Genomic DNA, 19,103 nt, shown 5'->3' on the forward strand with positions numbered 1-19,103 from the left:
GGCGCGTTCGGTTAGTCGAGTTGCGCGTTCAGGGTCGGTGCCAGCTACCGCCTCGGTGATTCCGATGAGTGAAGAACCTTGCCAATGCGGGTCAGTGATGGTGTCCGTGATTGCTTCAGCGCGTTCGGGATCGGTCTGGGCCACCACTGCGACGATTCTGCCGAGTACCGCGGCTTGTTGGTGGGGGTCGGTGATGGTGTAGGCGAGGGTTTCGGCGCGTTCGGTGAGTCGGGTCGCGCGTCTGGGATCGGTCGCGGCCACCTCCCGGGCGATTGCAGCGAGCGCATCGCCCCTCTGACGTGGAGTGGAGTAGGAGTGAGCTAGGTCTTCTGCGCGGTCATATTGACCAAGAAGCGCCATCACGATCAGCAACCGGGTCGGAATGTTGTCGTTGCGACTGTGGAGGCGATCGCGATAGCGAGCCAGGCGTGCGGTGCTGAGGAGGTCAGGGTCGGGTTGGTTGCAGATATGTTGTTGTACCGTGCGGATCTCACTCAATGCGGTGGCATCGCCCCCTGTGCGCATACGCATCCGACTGTGACGAGCTGTATCGAGCGCCGCCGCGACCATCCGGGTCAAATCGTGGTGTCTGTCTAGGACTGAGAAGTAGCGGCGCAATAGGAAGTCGGGAGTGTCGGTCGGCCATGCCTGGTCTCGGTAGTGGTCGGCCCAGGCGTGGAGCCGGCTCATACCCGCGGTGAGGTGTCGCGTGCCGAGTCGTTCCTCAGCGGTGCGTTGCAGCGTTTCGTGGGCCAGCACGTACACCGGGTCACTGTGTCCGCCAGACCGCGGCGATGCCGTCGTCGTGCGGGTACGGAAACTGCGGCCGGCCACCGCGCGCAGTAGGCCGTCGATCTCGTAGGGCGCCATGCCGGAGAGTTCGGTGAGTTCGGATGCAGTGAGGCCATTGGCGGCGGTGATCAGCGTGAGCAGGTCACGGTGCTGGTCGGGTCCACCAAGCAACGCATCGAGTTCGGCGACAGCTTTGGCTTGGACGTCCGCGGCGAATGGTGATGAGGTGAGCGGATAAGGCTCGGTAGCTGTCAGCGGGTGACCATGCGGGATGGGCAGGGCGGGGCCGTGACGGCTGGCTACGACGACCCGCAGATTGGGCTCCGGCCTTGTCGGCAGCAGCGTGACGATCGGTGGTGTACCGGTGTCCTCGTCCAATCCGTCGACCACGAGCACCAACCGTCGTCCGGCTTCAGCTTCGCGGCGTGCGGCGAGGGTGAGGAGTTCGTTGCGCAGCCCGTCGCGATTGATCGTGGCGGCGGCGATGAGGGATCGTTGGTCCGGCAGCAGAACGGCGAGTTGATCCAGGACAGCAGCGGTGAACGCGTTGTGGTCGTTCTGATCGGCGAGGCGGTCGGTGATGAAGAACCCGATCGCCGTTATGTCGGCTGGAGGGAACAGCGTGAACCACGACAACAAAGCCGATTTACCCGCCCACGGCTCGGCCCTGATCCACATATACGGTTGCTCTCCGCGGCAGAAATCGACCACATCATCGAGTTCGTCCTGCCGATCTCGCAGTCCATCGACCGGGGCGAGGAACTCGCGCACCTGAGACACATACAGCGACCTGCCGGTGAGCAGCGCCCCGTTCGACACAACGCCGATCTCGTAACGGTTGTCTGTGTGATGAATCGACAGATCCCGCCCGGCTTTCACCCGGTCGAAGTCGTAGATCGGCGCGACGGGCCGTCGAGCCTGGTCGTTCATGGGTGTGTGGGATTATCAACGCCGGTGCGGATGTCCTCGAAGGACATGTCACCGCCGGAACGTACCCTGGCTGCTCTGATCCCCGTGCCCGTCGAGCGGACTCCTTTGACCCGTAGCCCCCTTTCGGTTTTCACGTTCCGCAGATCGACACCGATCGCCAGCTCCCGGTCGGTGGAGGGTGCATGCTGGACCCACAGCGAAACTGCGAACACACCCACGGTCAGCGCGACGACGGCGACCCATGCCCAGACCGAGTGATTCGCGCCGGTTGCATAGTTCACCGCCACCGCCAGCCCCGTGGCCAGCACTGCCGTCGCGGCAGTGGGCATCACCACCCGCAACAATGTCTGTCCTGAAGTCACACAACCTCCCGCCCAAAGTAGTGAGATCGATCCTCACAGCTCCACGCCGAGAAAGCCAGCCAGCATCACCGACGCCGACCATCAAGGCTCGGCTGAATTTCCCGCTTGAGCGGCAGACTCCGACAGCTTTCCAGAGACGACCGCCCGAAATGGTCGACGCCGCAGGTGATTCGATACCCAGGCGCAACGTCCCGATGCGCCGACGCGGCCTGTCCCCGACCAGACCGGCGAGGCGATCCACTTCTACTGTCTCGGTTGGACACTGACACAAGTCGGAAAACACGGGGCAGTCCCCACTTCGCCGTCGACCTAACCACCCATTAGCAGTCGTTCGACTGCGGCCAAACGCGGTCCCGGGCCGGTCGGGCATTGCAGACCGGCGGCCAGCCGATGCCCAGAAACCCCGCACTATCCAGGCTGGTGTGCTGCCAACGGTTGCAGGAGGGCGCAAACCGCCTGTGCCGCAGTTCGGTTCAGGTTGCACGCAGGAGAATGTGGCACGCCTACGCTGACACCAAATACGCCTGCGAAGGCCGTGCGCAGGCATGCCCGGCCGATTCCGTCGCTGTTACTCGCTGGCGTGTTCCCGCGTGCCCTCGATCACCGCGTCCACACAGCACTGCAGCACTATCATGTCGAGTGCAACAACCTGATCTAGATCGACTTCCACCGCGTTGTCCATCGTCGTGTACACCATGATGCCTGCCCAAAACCGCTTAATGGCCTTCAAGATCTCCACTGCCTCGACGAACAGATCGGTATCTAGCCGCTCCTCCGGATCGACGATGTACTTGATGAGCTCGTGGGTGACCGCGTGCCGATGGGTATAGATATCGTCCAACCGGTCCGCCTGCGCCATGGTGATGGCTTCGGACTCGACCAGCCAGAGCAGCGAGGCCCGAAACTTGTTCTTCGGTGCTAGATCCAGCACGTTGCGGCGGTAGGCGTCCTCGTTGACGATGCTGCGGCCGGAGTCATCGCAGCCCACACTGTAGAATTCTCGAACCTCGTCGAGCACAACCAGTTTCAGCCGCTCATGAAGCATCTGGAGCAGGCCGGCGAACATCAAGGCGAAACGGATGTTCTCTGGTCGCAGCTTGGCTTCGAGTGCCCGCTTATATCCCTCCGGATCGTCAGCAAATCCCACTGACTCAGTGTGCCGAAGCTGGCGGTGATCGGCATCAGAATTTGGTGGCGGCCATTGCCGCCGAGCCCATGGATCAGCTACGGCAGATCATCGCCGCCGGGAGAGAGTGCCTTTCGCACTCAATCAATACTGAGCCGAAGCGAAACTCCGGCAGCGCGGCATCCCTACCCGCGACACCTCCGGACGTCCACGCTCATGAAGCGGGGCAGGATCGACGGACGGGAACGGACGTCGTTGTCGCAGGATCGCATCGTCGGCGGGGCACTGTGAACATGGGAACGGGGATGACCTGCAATTTCCTGTAGGACGGTTGGTCATCGAAGCTGATTACCAGCTGTGAATCGGGTAGATCCCGCTGGTATGGGATCCATATTTTGTCTTGCGTCAAGTTTTTGGCGTTGTTTGCCGTGGTGGATGTTGCGGGTGCGTTATCGGGTGGTGGGGATGATGAGGATGTCGCAGGGGGTGTGGCGGGCGAGTTTGATGGCGGGGGTGTCGAGGATGTGGCTGGTGGCGCGGTCGGCCCATGTGTGTGGTGTGGGTTGGGTGACGACGATGAGGTCGGCGTGTTGGGTGGTGGCTAGTTGTAGGAGTGAGTGTTGGGCTGGTTCGGGGAGGAGGTGGGTTTCGATGTGGGGTGCGCCGTGGGCGCGGGCGTGGTCTGTGGCGGTGCGCAGGATGGTGTCGGTGGGGGTGGTGCCGCGGAGTTGGTAGTCGTCGGGGCGAAGGCGGTCGAGGTCGTCGGTGAGGGTGTGCAGGTCGAGTGGGTGGTGTACGCAGGTGATCAGGAGGCGGGCGCGGCTGGCGTGGGCGAGGTCGGCGGCGTGGTCGACGGCTCGGTAGTCGCGGTCTGCGGGGTCGGTGTCGACGATGATGGTGCGTATCGGGCGGGCGGTGGGTGTGGTGTGTGGGGGGTTTTCGGGTGTGGGATGTGGGTGGCGGTGGCCGGTGAGTGTGTGGAGCCAGCGTGGGATTCGGGTGTGGTGGTGGGTGGTCATGGCTGGTCCTCGGGGTCGGGCTGGTAGGAGGGGCCGGGTGCGGTGAGGGCGAGGGCGGCTCCGGCGGCGGCGATGCCGGCCAGGGCGAGGGTGGCGTGGTGGGTGCCGGACAGGAACGCGTCGCGGGCGAAGTCGGCGAGAGGCTGGGCGACGGGTCCGGCTTTGTCGGCCACGGCCAGTGCGGCGGCCAGGGAGTCGGAGACGGGTCCGCGTGCTGGTGGGGGCAGGTGTGTGAGGGCGGGTTGGATGCGGTGGTGGTATCCGGCGGCCAGGACGCTTCCGGCGACGGCGATGCCGATCGCGGCACCGATTTCGCGGGCGGCGTCGTTGACCGCGGCGGCGATGCCGTGTTTGGCGCGGGGTGTGTCGGCGACGATGGCGGCGGTGGCCGGTGCCGCGCACAGGCCGAGTCCGGCGCTCATGATCAGCACGGGGCCGAGGAGGTAGAGGTAGGTGGTGTGGGTGTCGATGCGTGAGAGCCACACCAGTCCGGCGGCGATGACGCTCATGCCGGTGGCGGTCATGATTTTGAGTCCGGCTCGTTCGCACAGCCAGGGCGCGATGAGGGAGATGCCGACCAGGGGCCCGGCCATGGGGGCCAGCGCGAGCGCCGATTGCAGAGGGCTGTAGTCGAGGATGAGCTGGAAATATTGCACGATCAGGTAGAACAGGCCGAAGGTGACCAGGAACTGCAACGCCAGCGACACCGCTCCGGCGGCGAATCCACGGCGGACGAGCAGCCGGATCGGTAGCAGTGGGTGGGGCACGCGGGATTCGGTGAGCACGAACACCACGGTCGCGGCGAGCGCGACGGCGAGTGTGGTGAGCACCAGTGGTGAGGTCCAGCCGTGTTCGGGGGCTGCGGTGACAGCGACGACGAACACCCCGACCGCCGTAGCCGAGGACATCGCTCCGGCGACATCGACCGGTGGCCGGTCCCGGTCGCGGGATTCGGTGAGGGTGAGCGCGGCGACGACCAGGATGGTGGCGGCGGCGGTGAGTGCGACGAACACCGCCCGCCACGAGAACACCTGTAGTAGCAGGCCGGATCCGAGCAGGCCGATCACGCCGCCGGATCCGGCGACTCCGGCCCACACTCCGACCGCGCGGCCCTGTTTGTCGGCGGGAAATCCGGCGGTCAGGATCGACAGGGTCGAGGGCATCACCAGTGCCGCGCCCACCCCCGCGACCGCGCGGGCAGCGATCACCCAGGCCGGGCGGTCGGCGAACAGCGGGATGGCGGACCCGGCGGCGAAGATGACGAGCCCGGCCACCAGCACGATCCGGCGCCCGTAGCGGTCACCGACCGCGCCCCCGGACAGCACCAGGCACGCCAGTGCCAGCGTGTAGGCGTCGACCACCCACGTCAGCTGTGCTTGGGTGGCGCCGGTGGACTCCGCGATCTGCGGCAGCGCCCCGTACAGGGCGGCCATCGACGCGATCACCAACGCCACCGACACACACGACACCACCAGCGTCCACCGCTGCGCACCCGACAAGCGAGCGGGGACGGGTATCGAATCGGTCTGCGGGACAGCCACCAAACCTCCCAAGAAACGCTAACGACATTATCGTTTCGGTGATGTCGTTAGCGTAACCCCGCCCGAGGCGTGAACACCAGGGTTTGCCGGTCGGGCACAATGAGGTGTGTGAGTTCCACCCCCGCCCTCAGCGACGACGAGGCCGGTCAGCGGGTCGATCCGCGCCGGGCCCGTTCCCGCGAACGGCTCCTGGACGCGGCGACCCGGCTGCTGGCCACCGGCGGAATCCACGCGGTCACCGTGGACGCGGTCACCAAAGCCTCCAAAGTCGCCGCGACCACCCTGTACCGCAACTTCGGCAACAGCGCCGGACTGCTCGCCGCCGCGTTCGAACGCCTCCTGCCCCAGGTCGAACCGCCCACCGGCACCGGCAGCCTGCGCGAGCAACTCACCGACCTGCTCACCCGCCAAGCCACCCTCATCGACCACACCCCGATCCACCTCACCGCCCTGGTCTGGCTCGGCCTGGGCCCCACCGAACCCACCGATCCTGTCGCTCCCATCGATCCCATCGATGCGGGCGACCCAGGCCGCGGTGACGGAGAATTGCACTCGCTACGCGCCCAGGTCATCGACCGCTACCGCCAGCCGTTCGACCAACTGCTCACCAGCCCCGCCGCCCGCGCCGAACTCGGCGAGCTGGACCCCACCTACGCCATCACCCAACTCGTCGGCCCCCTGGTCTTCACCCGCCTCACCGGCATTCACCCCATCACCCCCGCCTACTGCCACCACCTCATCAACGACTTCCTCACCGCCCACACCCCACCCCGACCCAGCCACCAGCGGTAAGCCACCCGCCCGACAACACCGGACCTGGCTTGGGGCTGCTGCACGGATAGGTGACAACCGAGATGGCTTGCCGAGGGGCGGGCTTGAGAGGATGTCACTGTGCCGAAGCCGTATCCGAAGGAGTTCCGCGACGATGTGGTCCGGGTTGCCCGCAACCGCGATGACGGAGTCACGCTGGATCACCGGGGTTCCGCAGAATTCGGAGTGCCTGGAGTCGCGTTTTAGGGCCTGAACTGGGGTGACATGGGGATTGCGCCCGGGGAGCGTGTCTCTAGGCGCGGGTATCGGTGCTGGTCAGCGGGTTGGGGTGAGTTCGATGATCTGCTTGGGTGTGGCGGCGCCGAGTCGGGTGAGGAGGTCGCGTTGGGGCTTGGTCAGCTCGGTGAGGCGGCGGAACGTGCCAGCGGGGCCGGTGAAGGTGCCGATATGGAGGCGGTCGAGTTCCCGGCGGATCGTGGGCCAGGTGGTGCCGGTGCGGGTTTCGGCGATGCGGGCCAGTAGCAACGCCAGCCAGCACAGCAGCATGTGGGCGCGGATGCGTTCCTCGAGGCGGTGATAGACCGGCCGCAGATCCAGCACGCTCTTCATGTCGCGCCAGCCGCGTTCGACCTCGAGGAGTTGCTTGTAGCCGATGGCGATGTCCTCGCTGGACAGGTTGGGATCCGAGCTGCGGAGCAGGTATTTTCCGTCGAAGTTGGCTTCGGCCTTGATTTTCGCGGCATCGACGCGCAGTTTCCCTCCGGCGGTGACACGCAGGAACCGGTTCAGCCCGGGCTTGCCGGCGATCTTGCCGCGCAGCTCACCGCGCTTGAAATCGCTCAAAGCGTCGGAGCCGTCGATCATTTCGCGCAGCGCGGCCACGAGCTGTTCGCGGGTGGCGGCGTCGCGTTCGGCCGCGTCGGGGTTGAAGCAGATCACGAACCGCTCTTGTTCGCTGACCCGGACTTCCTTCACGCGCATGTTCTCCGCGACGTCGAGGTAGCGGCCTTGTCGCGACATCGCGGCTTTCACCTCCACCGATCCGGACCGCAGTTTCTCCCCGATGATGTAGTGGTGGTCGCCCCGGCGCAGGTAACGGCGGTTTTCCGCGGACGAGAACCCCCGGTCGGTGACCCAGATGATCTTCGACAGTGTCCAGTCCCGCATATCGTCTTTCACCTGCCGGATCAGTGTCTGATCCGAGGCATTGCCCGGCCAGCACCAGCAGCGCACCGGGATCCCGTCGCGGGTGACCGCCATCCCGATCACGATCTGCGGCAAGTCATCTCGTGAATCCTTCGACTTGCCCCAGGTCCGGAACCCGACGGCGTCACTGCCGGCCTCGTCGGTGCCGGGGCCGGTAACCGGGTTGCCCTTGCCGTCACGCACGATCGGATCGTCGGCGTCTTCGGTCTCGAAATACGTTGAGGTGGTGTCGAAGAACAGCAGATCCACCTCGAGATTGAGCAGCGTCGCGATCCGGTCGAACACCTGGTGTTCGAGGTCGTCTTTCACATCATGGAGCCAGTCCATCGCCCGATAGTAGGCGTCATCGGTAACCTCGCCCAGCGCATCGATGTGCACGTCGGCGCTGATCCATTCCGCGGCAGCCAGTTTCGACGACGGTGACAGCGCCCGGTTGGCGACCAGGGCGAACAGGACCCGCTCGATCGCCGAAACATCACGGCGGCGGCCACGTTTGGGCTGGCCCAGGCCCGCGATGATGGCATCTATGCCCAGCCACCGCCATAGATGATCGAGCGCGTACGCCCCACCGAACGGCCTGGAGGACACGAACGCCAACCCTTCTCCAGCCGCGCCCGCGGCCAGAGCATCGGCGGGATCGAGCAGCCGCGACAGCGACGCGACCAGCCGTTTTATCGCGTCCCGGTCCAACTCGTCCTCGCGACCGAAGGTGAACAGCACTCTCGGTGTCGCCCGGCCCTTGATCGGGTCCCACTCGCTGTGGGCCAGATGCAGATACCTGACCGTGCCGGACTTGTTGTCCCGCTTGGTCGTCTTCACGTACACGACTCCAGACCATACGACGAACCACCAGGATATCGGGCTGAAATCAGAAAATCGCGTCTCTAGGTGATTTCAGCCCGAAACCCCAGCCCCAGACCCGCGACCTGCGGATTCACACCCGAAATCCTTCCAGAACCCCTGAATTCTGCGGAACCCGGGCTGTTCCGGCTGGCCGAGGCCGCCGTCGATCATCCGGACGGCATCGTGCGTGACGTGGTGTATCCGGTGGTCGGGGAGAAGACGCTGCGGGAGCTGGTGAAAGAGGCGAAGGCCAACGATCAGGCGTTCGCGGCTCGGGTGCGCACGGTGTTGCGTAGCTCGTACTCGAACCATTATCGGCGAATGCTGCCGGCATTGTTGGCGGCGTTGGAATTTCGGTGCAACAACACCGCGTACCGGCCGGTTATGGTGGCGGTGGAGTTATTGCAGCGGTACGCCGGCATCGACGGCAAGGTCCGCTTCTATGACAGCCACGCTCTGGCCCCGCTCGATGGTATTGTGCCCAAGGCGTGGCGGGAGGCGGTGGTCGATGAGAAGGGCCGTATCGAGCGCATCGCGTACGAGTTGTGTGTGCTGGTCGCGTTGCGGGATGCGATTCGCCGCCGGGAGATCTACGTCGACGGCGGTAACCGGTGGCGCAATCCCGAAGACGATCTGCCCGGCGATTTCGACACCGCTCGCGAGGTGCATTACGCCGCGATCCGTCAGCCCCTGGATCCGACGCAGTTCATCGCCGGACTGCAGAGCGGATGAGCAAGGCCCTCAACAGGCTCGATCGGGGCCTGACTGAGGGAACCACGGGTGGGGTTCGGTTGACGCGGCGCCGTGGTGAGCAGTGGATCAGCGTGCCGAAGCTGGAAAAGCAGCCGGAGCCGGAGAACCTGGAGAAGATCAAGGCCGAGGTCGCTCGTCGCTGGGGCACCCTGGACCTGCTGGATGTGCTCAAGGACGCCGATTTCCTGACCGACTTCACCGCCGAGTTCACCTCGGTGGCGTCACGGGAGGTCATCGACCGCGACACCCTGCGTAAACGGCTGCTGCTGGATCTGTTCGCGCTGGGGACGAACATGGGGATCCGGGCGATCGTGAACACCGGTGAGCAGGAGGAGTCCGAGGCGGCGTTGCGGCATGTGCGCAGGCACTTCATCACCCGTGACAACCTGCGGCGCGCGACGACGAAGCTGGTGAACGCGACCTTCGCGGCGCGGGATCCGAACTGGTGGGGTTCGGGCACTTCGTGCGCGAGTGATTCGAAGAAGTTCGGGTCGTGGGAGTCGAACTTCATGACCCAGTATCACCAGCGGTACGGCGGGTACGGGGTGATGATCTACTGGCACGTCGAGCGCCGCAACGTGTGCATCTACTCCCAGCTCAAGTCCTGTTCGAGCTCGGAGGTGGCGGCGATGATCGAGGGATTGCTGCGGCACTGCACCGACGCGGAGATCGCCGCGAACTACGTCGACACGCACGGTGCGTCGGTCGTGGGGTTCGCGTTCACCGAACTGCTGGGATTCAAGCTGCTGCCCAGGATGAAGAACATCGGGTCGATCCGGTTGTACCGGCCCGACGACGCGGGCGTCTACGGTGAGCTGGGACCGGTGCTGACCCGACCGATCCGGTGGGATCTCATCGCCCAGCAGTACGACCAGATGGTCAAATACGCCACCGCCCTACGGCTCGGGACCGCCGAGAGTGAGTCGATCCTGCGGCGGTTCACCCGCGGAGGCCCGAAACACCCCACCTACCAGGCCCTCGAGGAACTGGGCAGAGCGGTGCGCACAATCTTCGCCTGCGAGTATTTGGCATCAGAAGAACTCAGGAGAGAGATCAACTCCGGGTTGCAGGTGGTGGAGAACTGGAACTCCGCCAACGCAGTTGTCTTCTACGGCAAGGACTCCCAGCTCACCGGTGCCGACCGCGAGCACGCCGAGGTGTCGATGCTCGCGTTGCACCTACTGCAATCGGCGCTGGTGCACGTCAATACCTTGCTGCTACAAGCGGTATTGGAGGATCCGGAGTTCCACGATCTGGTCGGCGACACCGAGCGGCGGGCGCTCTCGCCGCTGTTCTGGTCCAACATCAACCCCTACGGCCGGTTCCGGCTCGACATGAACACCCGCCTGGACCTGTCCCGTGAGCGTGTAGCCGGATGATGGACCACTCGGCTCAGGTGTGCGGGCCGGTTGCCGGTGCGGGGCGCAGGACTTCGCCGGAGAGTTCGGCGACGACTGCGCGCAGGCGGGTCAGCTCGCCGAGTCCGGCCGCAGTGGCGGTGTAGACGCGGCGGACGCGGCCGTCGACGACGTGCTCGGTCGAGGTGAGCAGTCCGGCGTTCTCGAGCCGGTGCAGCAGCGGGTAGAGGGTGCCCGGTGAGATGGGGTAGCCGTGGTGGGCCAGTTCTTCGGCCATCCACGCCCCGTAGACCTCTTGTTCGGCGGCGTGGTGCAGCACGTGCACCGGTACCGCGCCGCGCAGCAACTCCCGCACCAGATCCATATCGACACACGATATCGTATTACAAGAAAAGCCAGCTAGACCGACGTTCTTCTCGGGGATCGCGTGAGGTTGCCGGCCCCCGAATCGTGCCGGGGACGCGGAATCGTTCATCGGCGGTTCGTGTATTGGTTCCCGATTACATCGAGTGCCTGGCAGCGCCTGGCGATATCGTCTGGCGATGTCGGAGGACGATAGATCTGCGAGGCTGTTGTGGCCGAGGGAAGCGACGCGCCGTTGCGTGAGCTCGAGCAGGCTTTGCGCATCCTTATCAACCGATTGGGCGCGCGTGTTCCCGAGGCCAGCCCGGCCCGGATCTCGCGGGCCTGGTACATCAGGTGCATGGCAGCTTGAACGCGACCGCTCGCGTGGATGCGCATCTGATCGCGTTGACCGAGCGCAGGGTCCTCGAGATCCTGCGCGGCCGTCAGCCGGTGGGGTGAGCGGGGGTGGTATCGGACCGGTCCTCTCCGACAGTGGGCCTGCTACCCCAGGCGCGGTGTCGGGTGGCTGCTGGTGGGTGGGACGGGTCAGCAGCGGGCGCGAGTCAGGCGGTGTCGCACACCGTAGGCGATAGCGCCCAGGGCGAGCACGGCTGCACCGGAGAGCACCGAGGTGAGCGGCAGGGCAAAGGCCAGCACGACACATCCGAGGCTGCCCAGGACGGGCAGGATACGCGGGGGCCGTCCTTCTTCGGAAGTCAGAGTCCAGGCGGCGGCGTTGGCGATGGCGTAGTAGACCAGCACGCCGAAGGAGGAGAAGCCGATCGCGCCCCGCACATCGAGGGTGGCGACCAGGACGATCACGACGACACCGACAGCGATCTCCGCGTGATGGGGCACATCGAAGCGCGGATGCACCGCTGCCAGTTGAGGCGGCAGATGCCGGTCACGGGCCATGGCGAAGGTCGTGCGCGAGACGCCGAGGATCAGTGCCAGCAGTGATCCGAGTGCCGCGACCGCCGCGCCGACCCGCACGACCGGCACCAGGGCGGGCGCACCGGCCGCGCGCGCGGTGTCGGCCAAAGGTGCTGCGGCGGTGCCCAATCCATGCGGGCCGAGCACGGCCAGCGTGGCGATGGCGACCAGGGCGTACACGACCAGCGTGATGCCCAGGGCGAGCGGAATCGCGCGGGGGATGGTGCGGGCCGGATCCCGGACTTCCTCCCCCAGGGTCGCGATGCGCGCGTACCCGGCGAAGGCGAAGAACAACAGTCCGGCCGCCTGCAAGACACCGCGCACCGAGGCATCCGAACCGATCGCCAGATGCCCGGGCGCGGCGGCGGAGGAGGTGAGCGCGGCGACCACGACGGCGGCCAGCACGGCCAGCACGACCGCGACGATGACCCGGGTCAGCAGCGCCGATTTCTGCACGCCACGGTAGTTGACCACGGTCAGCGCCACCACCGCGGCGACCGCGACCGCATGGGCCTGTCCCGGCCAGGCATACGCGCCGACGGTCAGCGCCATGGCCGCGCAGGAGGCGGTCTTGCCGACCACGAATCCCCATCCGGCCAGATAACCCCAGAACTCACCGAGGCGTTCGCGGCCGTAGACATAGGTGCCGCCCGATGCTGGGTAGCGGGCCGCCAGTCGCGCCGACGCGGTGGCGTTGCAGTAGGCGACCATGGCCGCGATCGCCAGTCCGAGCAGCAGTCCCGACCCGGCCGCGGCGGCCGCCGGCGCCAGCGCGGCGAAGATGCCCGCACCGATCATCGAGCCGAGCCCGATCACGACCGCGTCGCCGACCCCGAGCCGACGCTGTAGCTGGGTATCGGCCTGATTCGACGTCGGCATGGTGGACACACTCTCTCCCCGGAATCGTATGGAAGGGACGGCTGTGACGATATCCGATATCGGCGGGCGATACTGCGCAGGGCACGTACTGTTCACCGGCTCGTCGATCCGCGCCGCCCGGCCAGAGCTGGGGTCAGTGGGTGCGGGCGCCGGGTTTGCCCGGTGAGATGGTGTCGGGGCGGCGGGCCAGGGGCAACAGCCGGTGGTCGGGGGTGAAGAGCCGGTGCACCAGTCCCAGGGCGATGACGACGGTGGTGGCCGCGACCGCGCCCAGGATCAGAAACATCACCACCGCTTGCACGAGAACCGCTTGCACGGGCGGGACGCCGGCGAGGATGAGGCCTGTCATCGCCCCGGGCAGGAATACCAGCCCGGTCGCCTTGGTGGTCTCGATCTGCGGGGACAGGGCCGAGCGCAGCGCGGTGCGCACATACGGGGTGGCGGCCTGGCGGGAAGGCTGGCCGAGGGCGAGACGGGCCTCGACCTCGTCGCGTTTGTCGCGCAGTTCGTCGACCAGGCGTCGCGCGACCAGGACGGTGGCGGTCATCGAATTGCCGATCATCATGCCTGCGATCGGGACCAGGGTGCGGCCCTGCAGCGGGAACACCCGCAATCCGAAGATCACCCCGAGCGTGATGACCGCGGCCGCGGCGAACGCGGTGATCGCCAGCGTCGCGAGCCGTGGCACTTCCGGAGCGCGGCGGCGGGCGACATCACCGGAGTAGGCGATCATGGCGGCAGTCCACGCCCACGACCACCACAGCGACCGGCCCGGTTCCAGCAGCAGCGCCAGCGCCGCGCCGACCAGCAGCAGTTGTACCAGTGCGCGGGCCGCCGACCACAGAATCTGCCGTTCCAGGCCCAGTCGCTGCCACAGCGAGATTCCGGCGGCGACCACCACCAGCGCCAGAGAGGTCGCCAGTCCACCCCACCCGACCGCTCCGTTCATTGTGCGGCCTCCTCGATGTCGGGTCCCAGTGACGGTTCGATGCCCCGGCTGTGGCCGTGGTCGATGCGCAGGACCCGGTCGGCGATGCGCCGTACCTGTGCCGGGTCGTGACTGACCCACAGGACGCTCATCCCGGCGTCGGCCAGCTCGCGCACCGCCTGCTCGATCACCCGCGCCGCCGCCGCATCCTCGGACGAGGTGGGCTCGTCGAGCAGCAGTACCTGCGGGTCCGTGATCAGCGTGCGGGCCAAGCACATTCGCTGCGCCTCCCCGCCCGAGAGCGCGGTCGCGTCGCGGTCGAGCCAGGATCCGGTCAACGCCACCCGCGCCAGCACCTGCTCCATCCGCGCCTCGCTCGCGTGCGGATCGGCGACCCGAAGATTCTCGGCCACCGTGCCGGGAAACGGCGTCGGCCGCTGAAAACACATGCCCACCCGACGTCGCAGCCGCAACGGATCCAGCCCGGCCAGGTTCTCGCCGCGAAACAGCACCCGTCCCGCCGTGGGCACCTCGAGCCGATTACACAGGCGCAGCATCGTCGACTTGCCCGACCCCGACGGCCCGAACACCGCCGTGACCCCGCCTTCCGGGATCACCGCAGCGAACCCGTCGAGGGCACGCACTCCCTCGCGCTCGACCACGACTTCCTCGAACGCGAACAACGCCTCCGCCACCCGCACCACCTCCATCCGAACCTCGGGCTACGGCAGCCGATATCGGATACCGATATATCAACCAACCGTAGTACCTGGCAGTGCACGGTCGCATCCGCGCAGCGGGAACCGCGCGTGCGTCGATCTCCACGGCCCGGAACTCTCAGTACATCGACAGGAAACGAGTACCCGATTTCGCTGTGCGAGGGCACTACCATCACCGACTGTATCGGCAGGCGATATCGATGGCCGATGCATTGTCTCGGCCGGTGAGAGGGCTGATGGAGATGGACACTTCTGCTGACGATCCACCTGCCCAACACGGGCAACGTGTGTTTCGGCGCGGAGATCGCCTACCTGCTGTTGTGGGCCGCCACCACTCGCGGCGCACCGCCGGCCGTGCAGATGCTGCGCCGGCTCGTCGCCGCGCTGTGCGTGCTCCTGATCGGCGGCTTCATCACCGTACTCGCACTCGGAGGCGGCGCCGGAGAACGCTACAGCCATACCGGATAGACCCGCGCGCCCCCTCGATCCCGCCGCATGGAATGGGTACGCTCAGGATATATATCGGTAAGCGATATCGGGAGGCGATTGATGATGGTCGATCGGTCGTGGTGGGTGCGGCTGCTGGGCGCGGACGGACCGGCGGCGGTGATCTGTGTGCGGCTGCTGGTCGGGGTGGTGTTCCTCAGCGAGGGCATCCAGAAGTTCGTGTACCCGCATCAGCTCGGGCCCGGACGGTTCACCAAGATCGGCATTCCGGCCGCGACGTTCTTCGCCGATCTCGACGGAGTCGTCGAAATCGGCTGCGGCAGTTTGCTCATCGTGGGTCTGCTGACCCGCCTCGCCGCGGTCCCGCTGCTGATCGACATCTGCGGTGCTATCGGGTTGACCAAGATCCGTGAACTGCAGCCGGGCGGTTTCCTCGGAGTGCACGGGTTTTGGGGCATGGCCCACGACGCGCGCGCGGACTGGTCGATGCTGCTGGGACTGATCTTCCTGCTGTGGGTCGGGCCCGGGAGATGGTCTCTGGATCACGCGCTGACCCGCCGGGTCGGCGCATCGGGAGGCCGGAGGGAGGAGGTTGCCGTGTGAGCGCGGCCGGGAGCGTGCCGTCGGGGTCGTGCCCCTGCTGGGCCTCGTCGCGCCGATCATGATCGTCCGCCCGCTCGCACGACCCGGGGCGGACGCCCGCCCGGCCGACCCGGACCGATGAGTATCGGTGGGTCGGGTCAGTGGCAGTCGAACAATCCCATGAACCCATAGTCCATGTGCAGTTGCATGTGGCAGTGCAACAACGACAATCCGGGCTGGTCGGCGACGAAGTCGATGTCCATCTGCTGATAGCCGCCCAGCATCGCCACGTCCTTGCGCAGCCCGGCGGTCGCGGTACCCGCGACATGGGTGAGTTCGAAGGTGTGCCGGTGCAGATGCATCGGATGGATGTCGTCGGTGGCGTTGCGCAGATGCAGCCGATACCGTTTGCCGCGCTCGAGCTGCCACATCGGCTGCGCCTGCATCGAGGACTCGCTCATCGTGAACCGCTGCCCGTTGATCGTCCACACGTTGAATCCGCCGTCGGCGGCGTTGCGTTTCTCGATCAGCATGTCGAACACCTGATCCGGCGCCGCCGGAGCGTGCGCGCGCGGGTCGGCGAACAGTCGGTAATCCCACCGGAACGCCGGCGGGGCCGTCCACACCGGATCGCCGGTGGCGCCGGCGTATTCGACCACGATGCCCATACCGTTGCCGCGGTCGTCGTCGGACAGATCACCGAGCACCCACACGCCCGGGTTGGTCATCTCCACGATCGCCGAGACCCGTTCGGCGGTGCCCAGCCACAACACCGGCACCGCCACCGGGTTCGGGACCGGGTTGCCGTCCAGCGCGATCACGGTGAAGGTGTGCCCGGGCAGAGCCAGGCTGCGGTTCTCGGTCGCACTGCCGTTGAGCACATGCAACAACACCCGCTGCCCCTGTTTGACCTTGATCGGGTCGCCGTGGCCGAGCATGCGCCCGTTGATCGTGAACGTCGCATACCCCACCTCGTAACCGTGCGGCGCACCCGAGGCCAGCGACGCCGCCATCGCCGCCTCTCCCCGGTCCCGCAGCTGCGGCACCGGTTCACCGGCCAGGAAGTCCGCGGCCATGTCCCCGCCCTGGCTCAGCGACGGCTCGAACTCCTTCAAAGTCAGGAACACCTCCTGGTCATAGGCGCCGGGATGGGATGCCGGCTCGATGTATACCGGCCCGACCAGGCCGTTGTACTGGCCGATGGTCAGATCCGATCCCGCGGCCAGGTGAGTGTGGTAGAACCGGTAGCCCGCCGGGCCCGGGGTGCACGAGAGCTGGCGCATCCCGTGCGCGGGCACGAACGGGGTTCCTTCCTCGGCAGCGCCGTCGACCTCGGCCGGCACCGCTTGACCGTGCCAATGCACCTGCTCGGGGGTGGCGGTGTCGTTGTAGACGTCCACCACCATCGGTGTGCCCTCGGTGAGACGCAGCAGCGGGCCCGGGAACTGCCCGTTGTACAGCGTCGTCGACACCGTTTTACCCGGCGCCACCTCCACCGACCCTGCCGCGATCCGCAGCGTGTAATCCGCTGTCGTGGCCGACGGCGACCGGCCACAGCCCGCCGCCGCCCCACCCGCTACAACCGCTGCTCCACCCAGCTTCAGCACATCTCGCCGACTCATCTGCCCCACGCTTCGACCGCCCTTTGCCGATATCGGAACTCGATGTCGAGAAACGATAACGGATGACGATCGATCTCCCACCCCCGCTGGATGGAGTCGGTCTCGGTTCTCAGCGTGTTCTCAGTGCCGTCACGTAAAGATCACCTGCGTGTCACCGACCTCGCTGCCCGCCACCGTGTCCGCGTTCGACGGAGCTCGTATCGACGGGTCACTGTTGGTCGAGGTCACCGAATTCGCTCAACACACTCGCTGGCTCAATACCCCCATCCTGTGGTTCACCGACGCCGGGCTGATCGTGTTCGCCGTGCTCATGCTCGCCGCCTGGTGGCGCGCCAGACGCGAGAACACCACGGCCATGGCCGCCGCGCTGCTCGCCCCCGTCGCGGTCGTGGCCGCCTTCGCCCTCGCCGAGATCGTCAAGCAGATCGCGGCCGAACCCCGCCCCTGCCACGCGCTGCCGCACGCCTACATCCTCGAAGCATGCCCACCGGGCACCGACTATGCCTTCCCCAGCGGCCACGCCACCGTCGCCGCCGCCACCGTCGCCGCTCTCTACCTCACCAACCGCCGCCTGGCCGCCATCGCCGCTGTGTTCGCCCTGTTCGAGGCAGCCACCCGCGTCTACGTCGGCGGCCACTACCCCCACGATGTCGCGGCTTCCGCCGTCCTCGCCCTGCCGATCGCCTACCTCGTCCGCCGCGCCCTGCTGCAGCCCGCCGCAGCCGCTGTCACCCGGCTGCGCACCGGGCCGCTGGCACCCCTGGTCACCAGCACCGTGCAGTCGGCGGCGCGAATCACCCTAGGCTAGGCCCAGCGACCGCGTGCAGCGACGAGAGTGCGCACCCAACCGCGCTCGCTCGTTGCAGACAGGGTTGCCCCGCGGCGGTGCCATCCGCCTGTGGACATCAGCAGTATCGAAGGGACGTAGTTCGTTTCATAGGTGGTCGCCTATGAAACACGACGATCATCGGACCTCGACCAGCCCGAATTCCGTTTCATGGGTTGTTGCAAAAGAACCCGCAGTTGAAACGCACTCATGAAACACTCGAGCCTGTGAGCGAGGACTATCAGCGAGTCGAAGTCCATCCGTGCCCGATGTCGGCCTGCGCGGCCCCAGCGGGCTCACCGTGCCGCACCGGCACGGGAAAGGTCGCCACCCAATACCACACCGTCCGCTTCCGGCTGGTGCCCGCGCTGGCCAAGGCACTGTCCGTGACGACCCCCGCGATCCGCAACCCCGGCCGCGCATGGATCGAACTGCCCCGCCCCGCCGCCCTCAGCGCACCGGCCGGGCACGCCCGCATCGGCTACGCCCGCGCCTCCACACTGCGCCAATCTCTCGACACCCAACTCGACGCGCTCACCGCCGCGAACGTGAGCCGGGTCTTCTCCGAGAAGATCTCCACCCGCGCCACCCACCGACCCGAACTCGACGCCGCCGTCACGCTGTGCCGAGAACTGCGGGCCAGCGGCGTCGCGGTCACTCTCGTTGTGCACGAACACAAACGGCTCGGCCGCGGCATCGACCTGGCTGCCCTCGCCGACAACCTGAAATCCGCCGATATCGGCCTGGAATTCCTGACCGGCGAACTACAAGGCAGCCACGACCCGGCCGGCGTCGTGTTCACAGTGCTGGCCGCGTTATCGGGCATGGAACGCGAATACATTCGTGACCGCACCCTCGAAGGCCACGAATCCGCCCGCAAACGCGGCAAAACCATCGGCGGCGCGCACGTCACCGACCCCGACATGCTCGCCATGGCCCTGCACCTTCGCGACCAGCAACTCAGCCTGCGCGACATCGCCGCCCGCCTGGTCATCACCACCGGAACGAAGAAGGGCCGCCAGCCCTCACCCGCCACCGTCATGCGCATGTTGCACGACCACGACGCCGCGTCCTGACAACCCCAAACGAGCCCGGACCAGCACGGGACACCAGCAACCTTG

The 19,103-nt window shown here is 66.6% G+C and carries 18 protein-coding genes; 7 read left to right on the plus strand and 11 right to left on the minus strand.

All coding sequences use genetic code 11. The annotated features are described in order from the left end of the window. From A5780_RS25270 to A5780_RS25290, 5 genes are all read right to left on the minus strand, one after another. Positions 1–1,722, minus strand: a 1,722-nt coding sequence (locus tag A5780_RS25270; protein WP_197521858.1) for a hypothetical protein, incomplete at its 3' end; no start/stop codon positions are given. After that, positions 1,719–2,084 carry a hypothetical protein gene (locus A5780_RS25275; RefSeq protein WP_064909767.1) on the minus strand — a complete coding sequence of 122 codons (366 nt, stop codon included), beginning with the start codon at positions 2,082–2,084 and terminating at the stop codon, positions 1,719–1,721. The genes A5780_RS25275 and A5780_RS25270, both read right to left, overlap by 4 nt. A 568-nt stretch (positions 2,085–2,652) precedes the next feature. Continuing rightward, complete coding sequence (locus tag A5780_RS25280; RefSeq protein ID WP_064909768.1) at positions 2,653–3,231, minus strand: hypothetical protein; 579 nt, start codon at positions 3,229–3,231, stop codon at positions 2,653–2,655. Between the two features lie 428 nt (positions 3,232–3,659). Further along, a complete protein-coding gene (locus A5780_RS25285; RefSeq protein ID WP_082976708.1) occupies positions 3,660–4,229 on the minus strand; it encodes a universal stress protein in 570 nt (189 codons plus the stop codon). Continuing rightward, a complete protein-coding gene (locus A5780_RS25290; RefSeq protein ID WP_064909769.1) occupies positions 4,226–5,770 on the minus strand; it encodes an MFS transporter in 1,545 nt (514 codons plus the stop codon). Before A5780_RS25290 ends, A5780_RS25285 begins: the two co-directional genes overlap by 4 nt. A gap of 99 nt (positions 5,771–5,869) precedes the next feature. Here A5780_RS25290 and A5780_RS25295 point away from each other — a divergent pair, with 99 nt between their 5' ends. After that, positions 5,870–6,562, plus strand: a complete 693-nt coding sequence (locus A5780_RS25295) for a TetR/AcrR family transcriptional regulator (RefSeq protein WP_064909770.1) — start codon at positions 5,870–5,872, stop codon at positions 6,560–6,562. Between the two features lie 294 nt (positions 6,563–6,856). Here the strand turns inward: A5780_RS25295 and A5780_RS25300 are convergent, their stop codons facing one another. Then, a complete protein-coding gene (locus A5780_RS25300; RefSeq protein ID WP_064909772.1) occupies positions 6,857–8,572 on the minus strand; it encodes an IS1634 family transposase in 1,716 nt (571 codons plus the stop codon). 63 nt (positions 8,573–8,635) lie between these two features. Here A5780_RS25300 and A5780_RS41315 point away from each other — a divergent pair, with 63 nt between their 5' ends. Further along, entirely contained in the window at positions 8,636–9,322 is a 687-nt protein-coding gene (locus A5780_RS41315) for a hypothetical protein (RefSeq protein WP_197521859.1), read from the plus strand. Positions 9,323–9,381: 59 nt separating this feature from the next. Next, positions 9,382–10,722, plus strand: coding sequence for a Tn3 family transposase (locus tag A5780_RS25305; RefSeq protein WP_197521860.1), 1,341 nt, complete (start codon positions 9,382–9,384; stop codon positions 10,720–10,722). A gap of 13 nt (positions 10,723–10,735) precedes the next feature. Here the strand turns inward: A5780_RS25305 and A5780_RS25310 are convergent, their stop codons facing one another. The 4 genes from A5780_RS25310 to A5780_RS25325 all read right to left on the minus strand — a co-directional run bounded on the left by A5780_RS25310 (position 10,736) and on the right by A5780_RS25325 (position 14,496). Continuing rightward, positions 10,736–11,056, minus strand: a complete 321-nt coding sequence (locus A5780_RS25310; RefSeq protein ID WP_064909825.1) for a PadR family transcriptional regulator — start codon at positions 11,054–11,056, stop codon at positions 10,736–10,738. A gap of 536 nt (positions 11,057–11,592) precedes the next feature. Further along, positions 11,593–12,858 (minus strand): APC family permease, encoded by a 1,266-nt coding sequence (locus tag A5780_RS25315; RefSeq protein ID WP_064909774.1) that lies wholly within the window; start codon positions 12,856–12,858, stop codon positions 11,593–11,595. Between the two features lie 133 nt (positions 12,859–12,991). Then, entirely contained in the window at positions 12,992–13,807 is an 816-nt protein-coding gene (gene fetB / locus A5780_RS25320; RefSeq protein ID WP_064909776.1) for an iron export ABC transporter permease subunit FetB, read from the minus strand. Then, positions 13,804–14,496, minus strand: coding sequence for a phosphate ABC transporter ATP-binding protein (locus A5780_RS25325; protein WP_094028087.1), 693 nt, complete (start codon positions 14,494–14,496; stop codon positions 13,804–13,806). The genes fetB and A5780_RS25325 overlap by 4 nt, the downstream gene beginning before the upstream one ends. A 294-nt stretch (positions 14,497–14,790) precedes the next feature. Here A5780_RS25325 and A5780_RS25330 point away from each other — a divergent pair, with 294 nt between their 5' ends. Both A5780_RS25330 and A5780_RS25335 read left to right on the plus strand, forming a co-directional pair. Continuing rightward, positions 14,791–14,973 carry a hypothetical protein gene (locus A5780_RS25330; protein ID WP_064909778.1) on the plus strand — a complete coding sequence of 61 codons (183 nt, stop codon included), beginning with the start codon at positions 14,791–14,793 and terminating at the stop codon, positions 14,971–14,973. 114 nt (positions 14,974–15,087) lie between these two features. Further along, the gene (locus A5780_RS25335; protein ID WP_064909829.1) at positions 15,088–15,555 is read left to right on the plus strand and encodes a DoxX family protein; all 468 of its coding nucleotides are present in this window, start codon (positions 15,088–15,090) and stop codon (positions 15,553–15,555) included. Positions 15,556–15,692: 137 nt separating this feature from the next. Here A5780_RS25335 and A5780_RS25340 read toward each other — a convergent pair whose 3' ends face one another. Continuing rightward, positions 15,693–17,156 carry a multicopper oxidase family protein gene (locus A5780_RS25340; protein ID WP_064909780.1) on the minus strand — a complete coding sequence of 488 codons (1,464 nt, stop codon included), beginning with the start codon at positions 17,154–17,156 and terminating at the stop codon, positions 15,693–15,695. A gap of 148 nt (positions 17,157–17,304) precedes the next feature. On the opposite strand from A5780_RS25340, the gene A5780_RS25345 reads away from it, so the two are divergent. After that, positions 17,305–17,964, plus strand: a complete 660-nt coding sequence (locus A5780_RS25345) for a phosphatase PAP2 family protein (protein WP_197521861.1) — start codon at positions 17,305–17,307, stop codon at positions 17,962–17,964. Positions 17,965–18,209: 245 nt separating this feature from the next. Next, positions 18,210–19,058, plus strand: coding sequence for a recombinase family protein (locus A5780_RS25350; RefSeq protein ID WP_197521862.1), 849 nt, complete (start codon positions 18,210–18,212; stop codon positions 19,056–19,058). Positions 19,059–19,103 lie beyond the last annotated feature (45 nt).

The sequence above is a fragment of the Nocardia sp. 852002-20019_SCH5090214 genome (assembly GCF_001665865.1).
Taxonomy (GTDB): domain Bacteria; phylum Actinomycetota; class Actinomycetes; order Mycobacteriales; family Mycobacteriaceae; genus Nocardia; species Nocardia nova.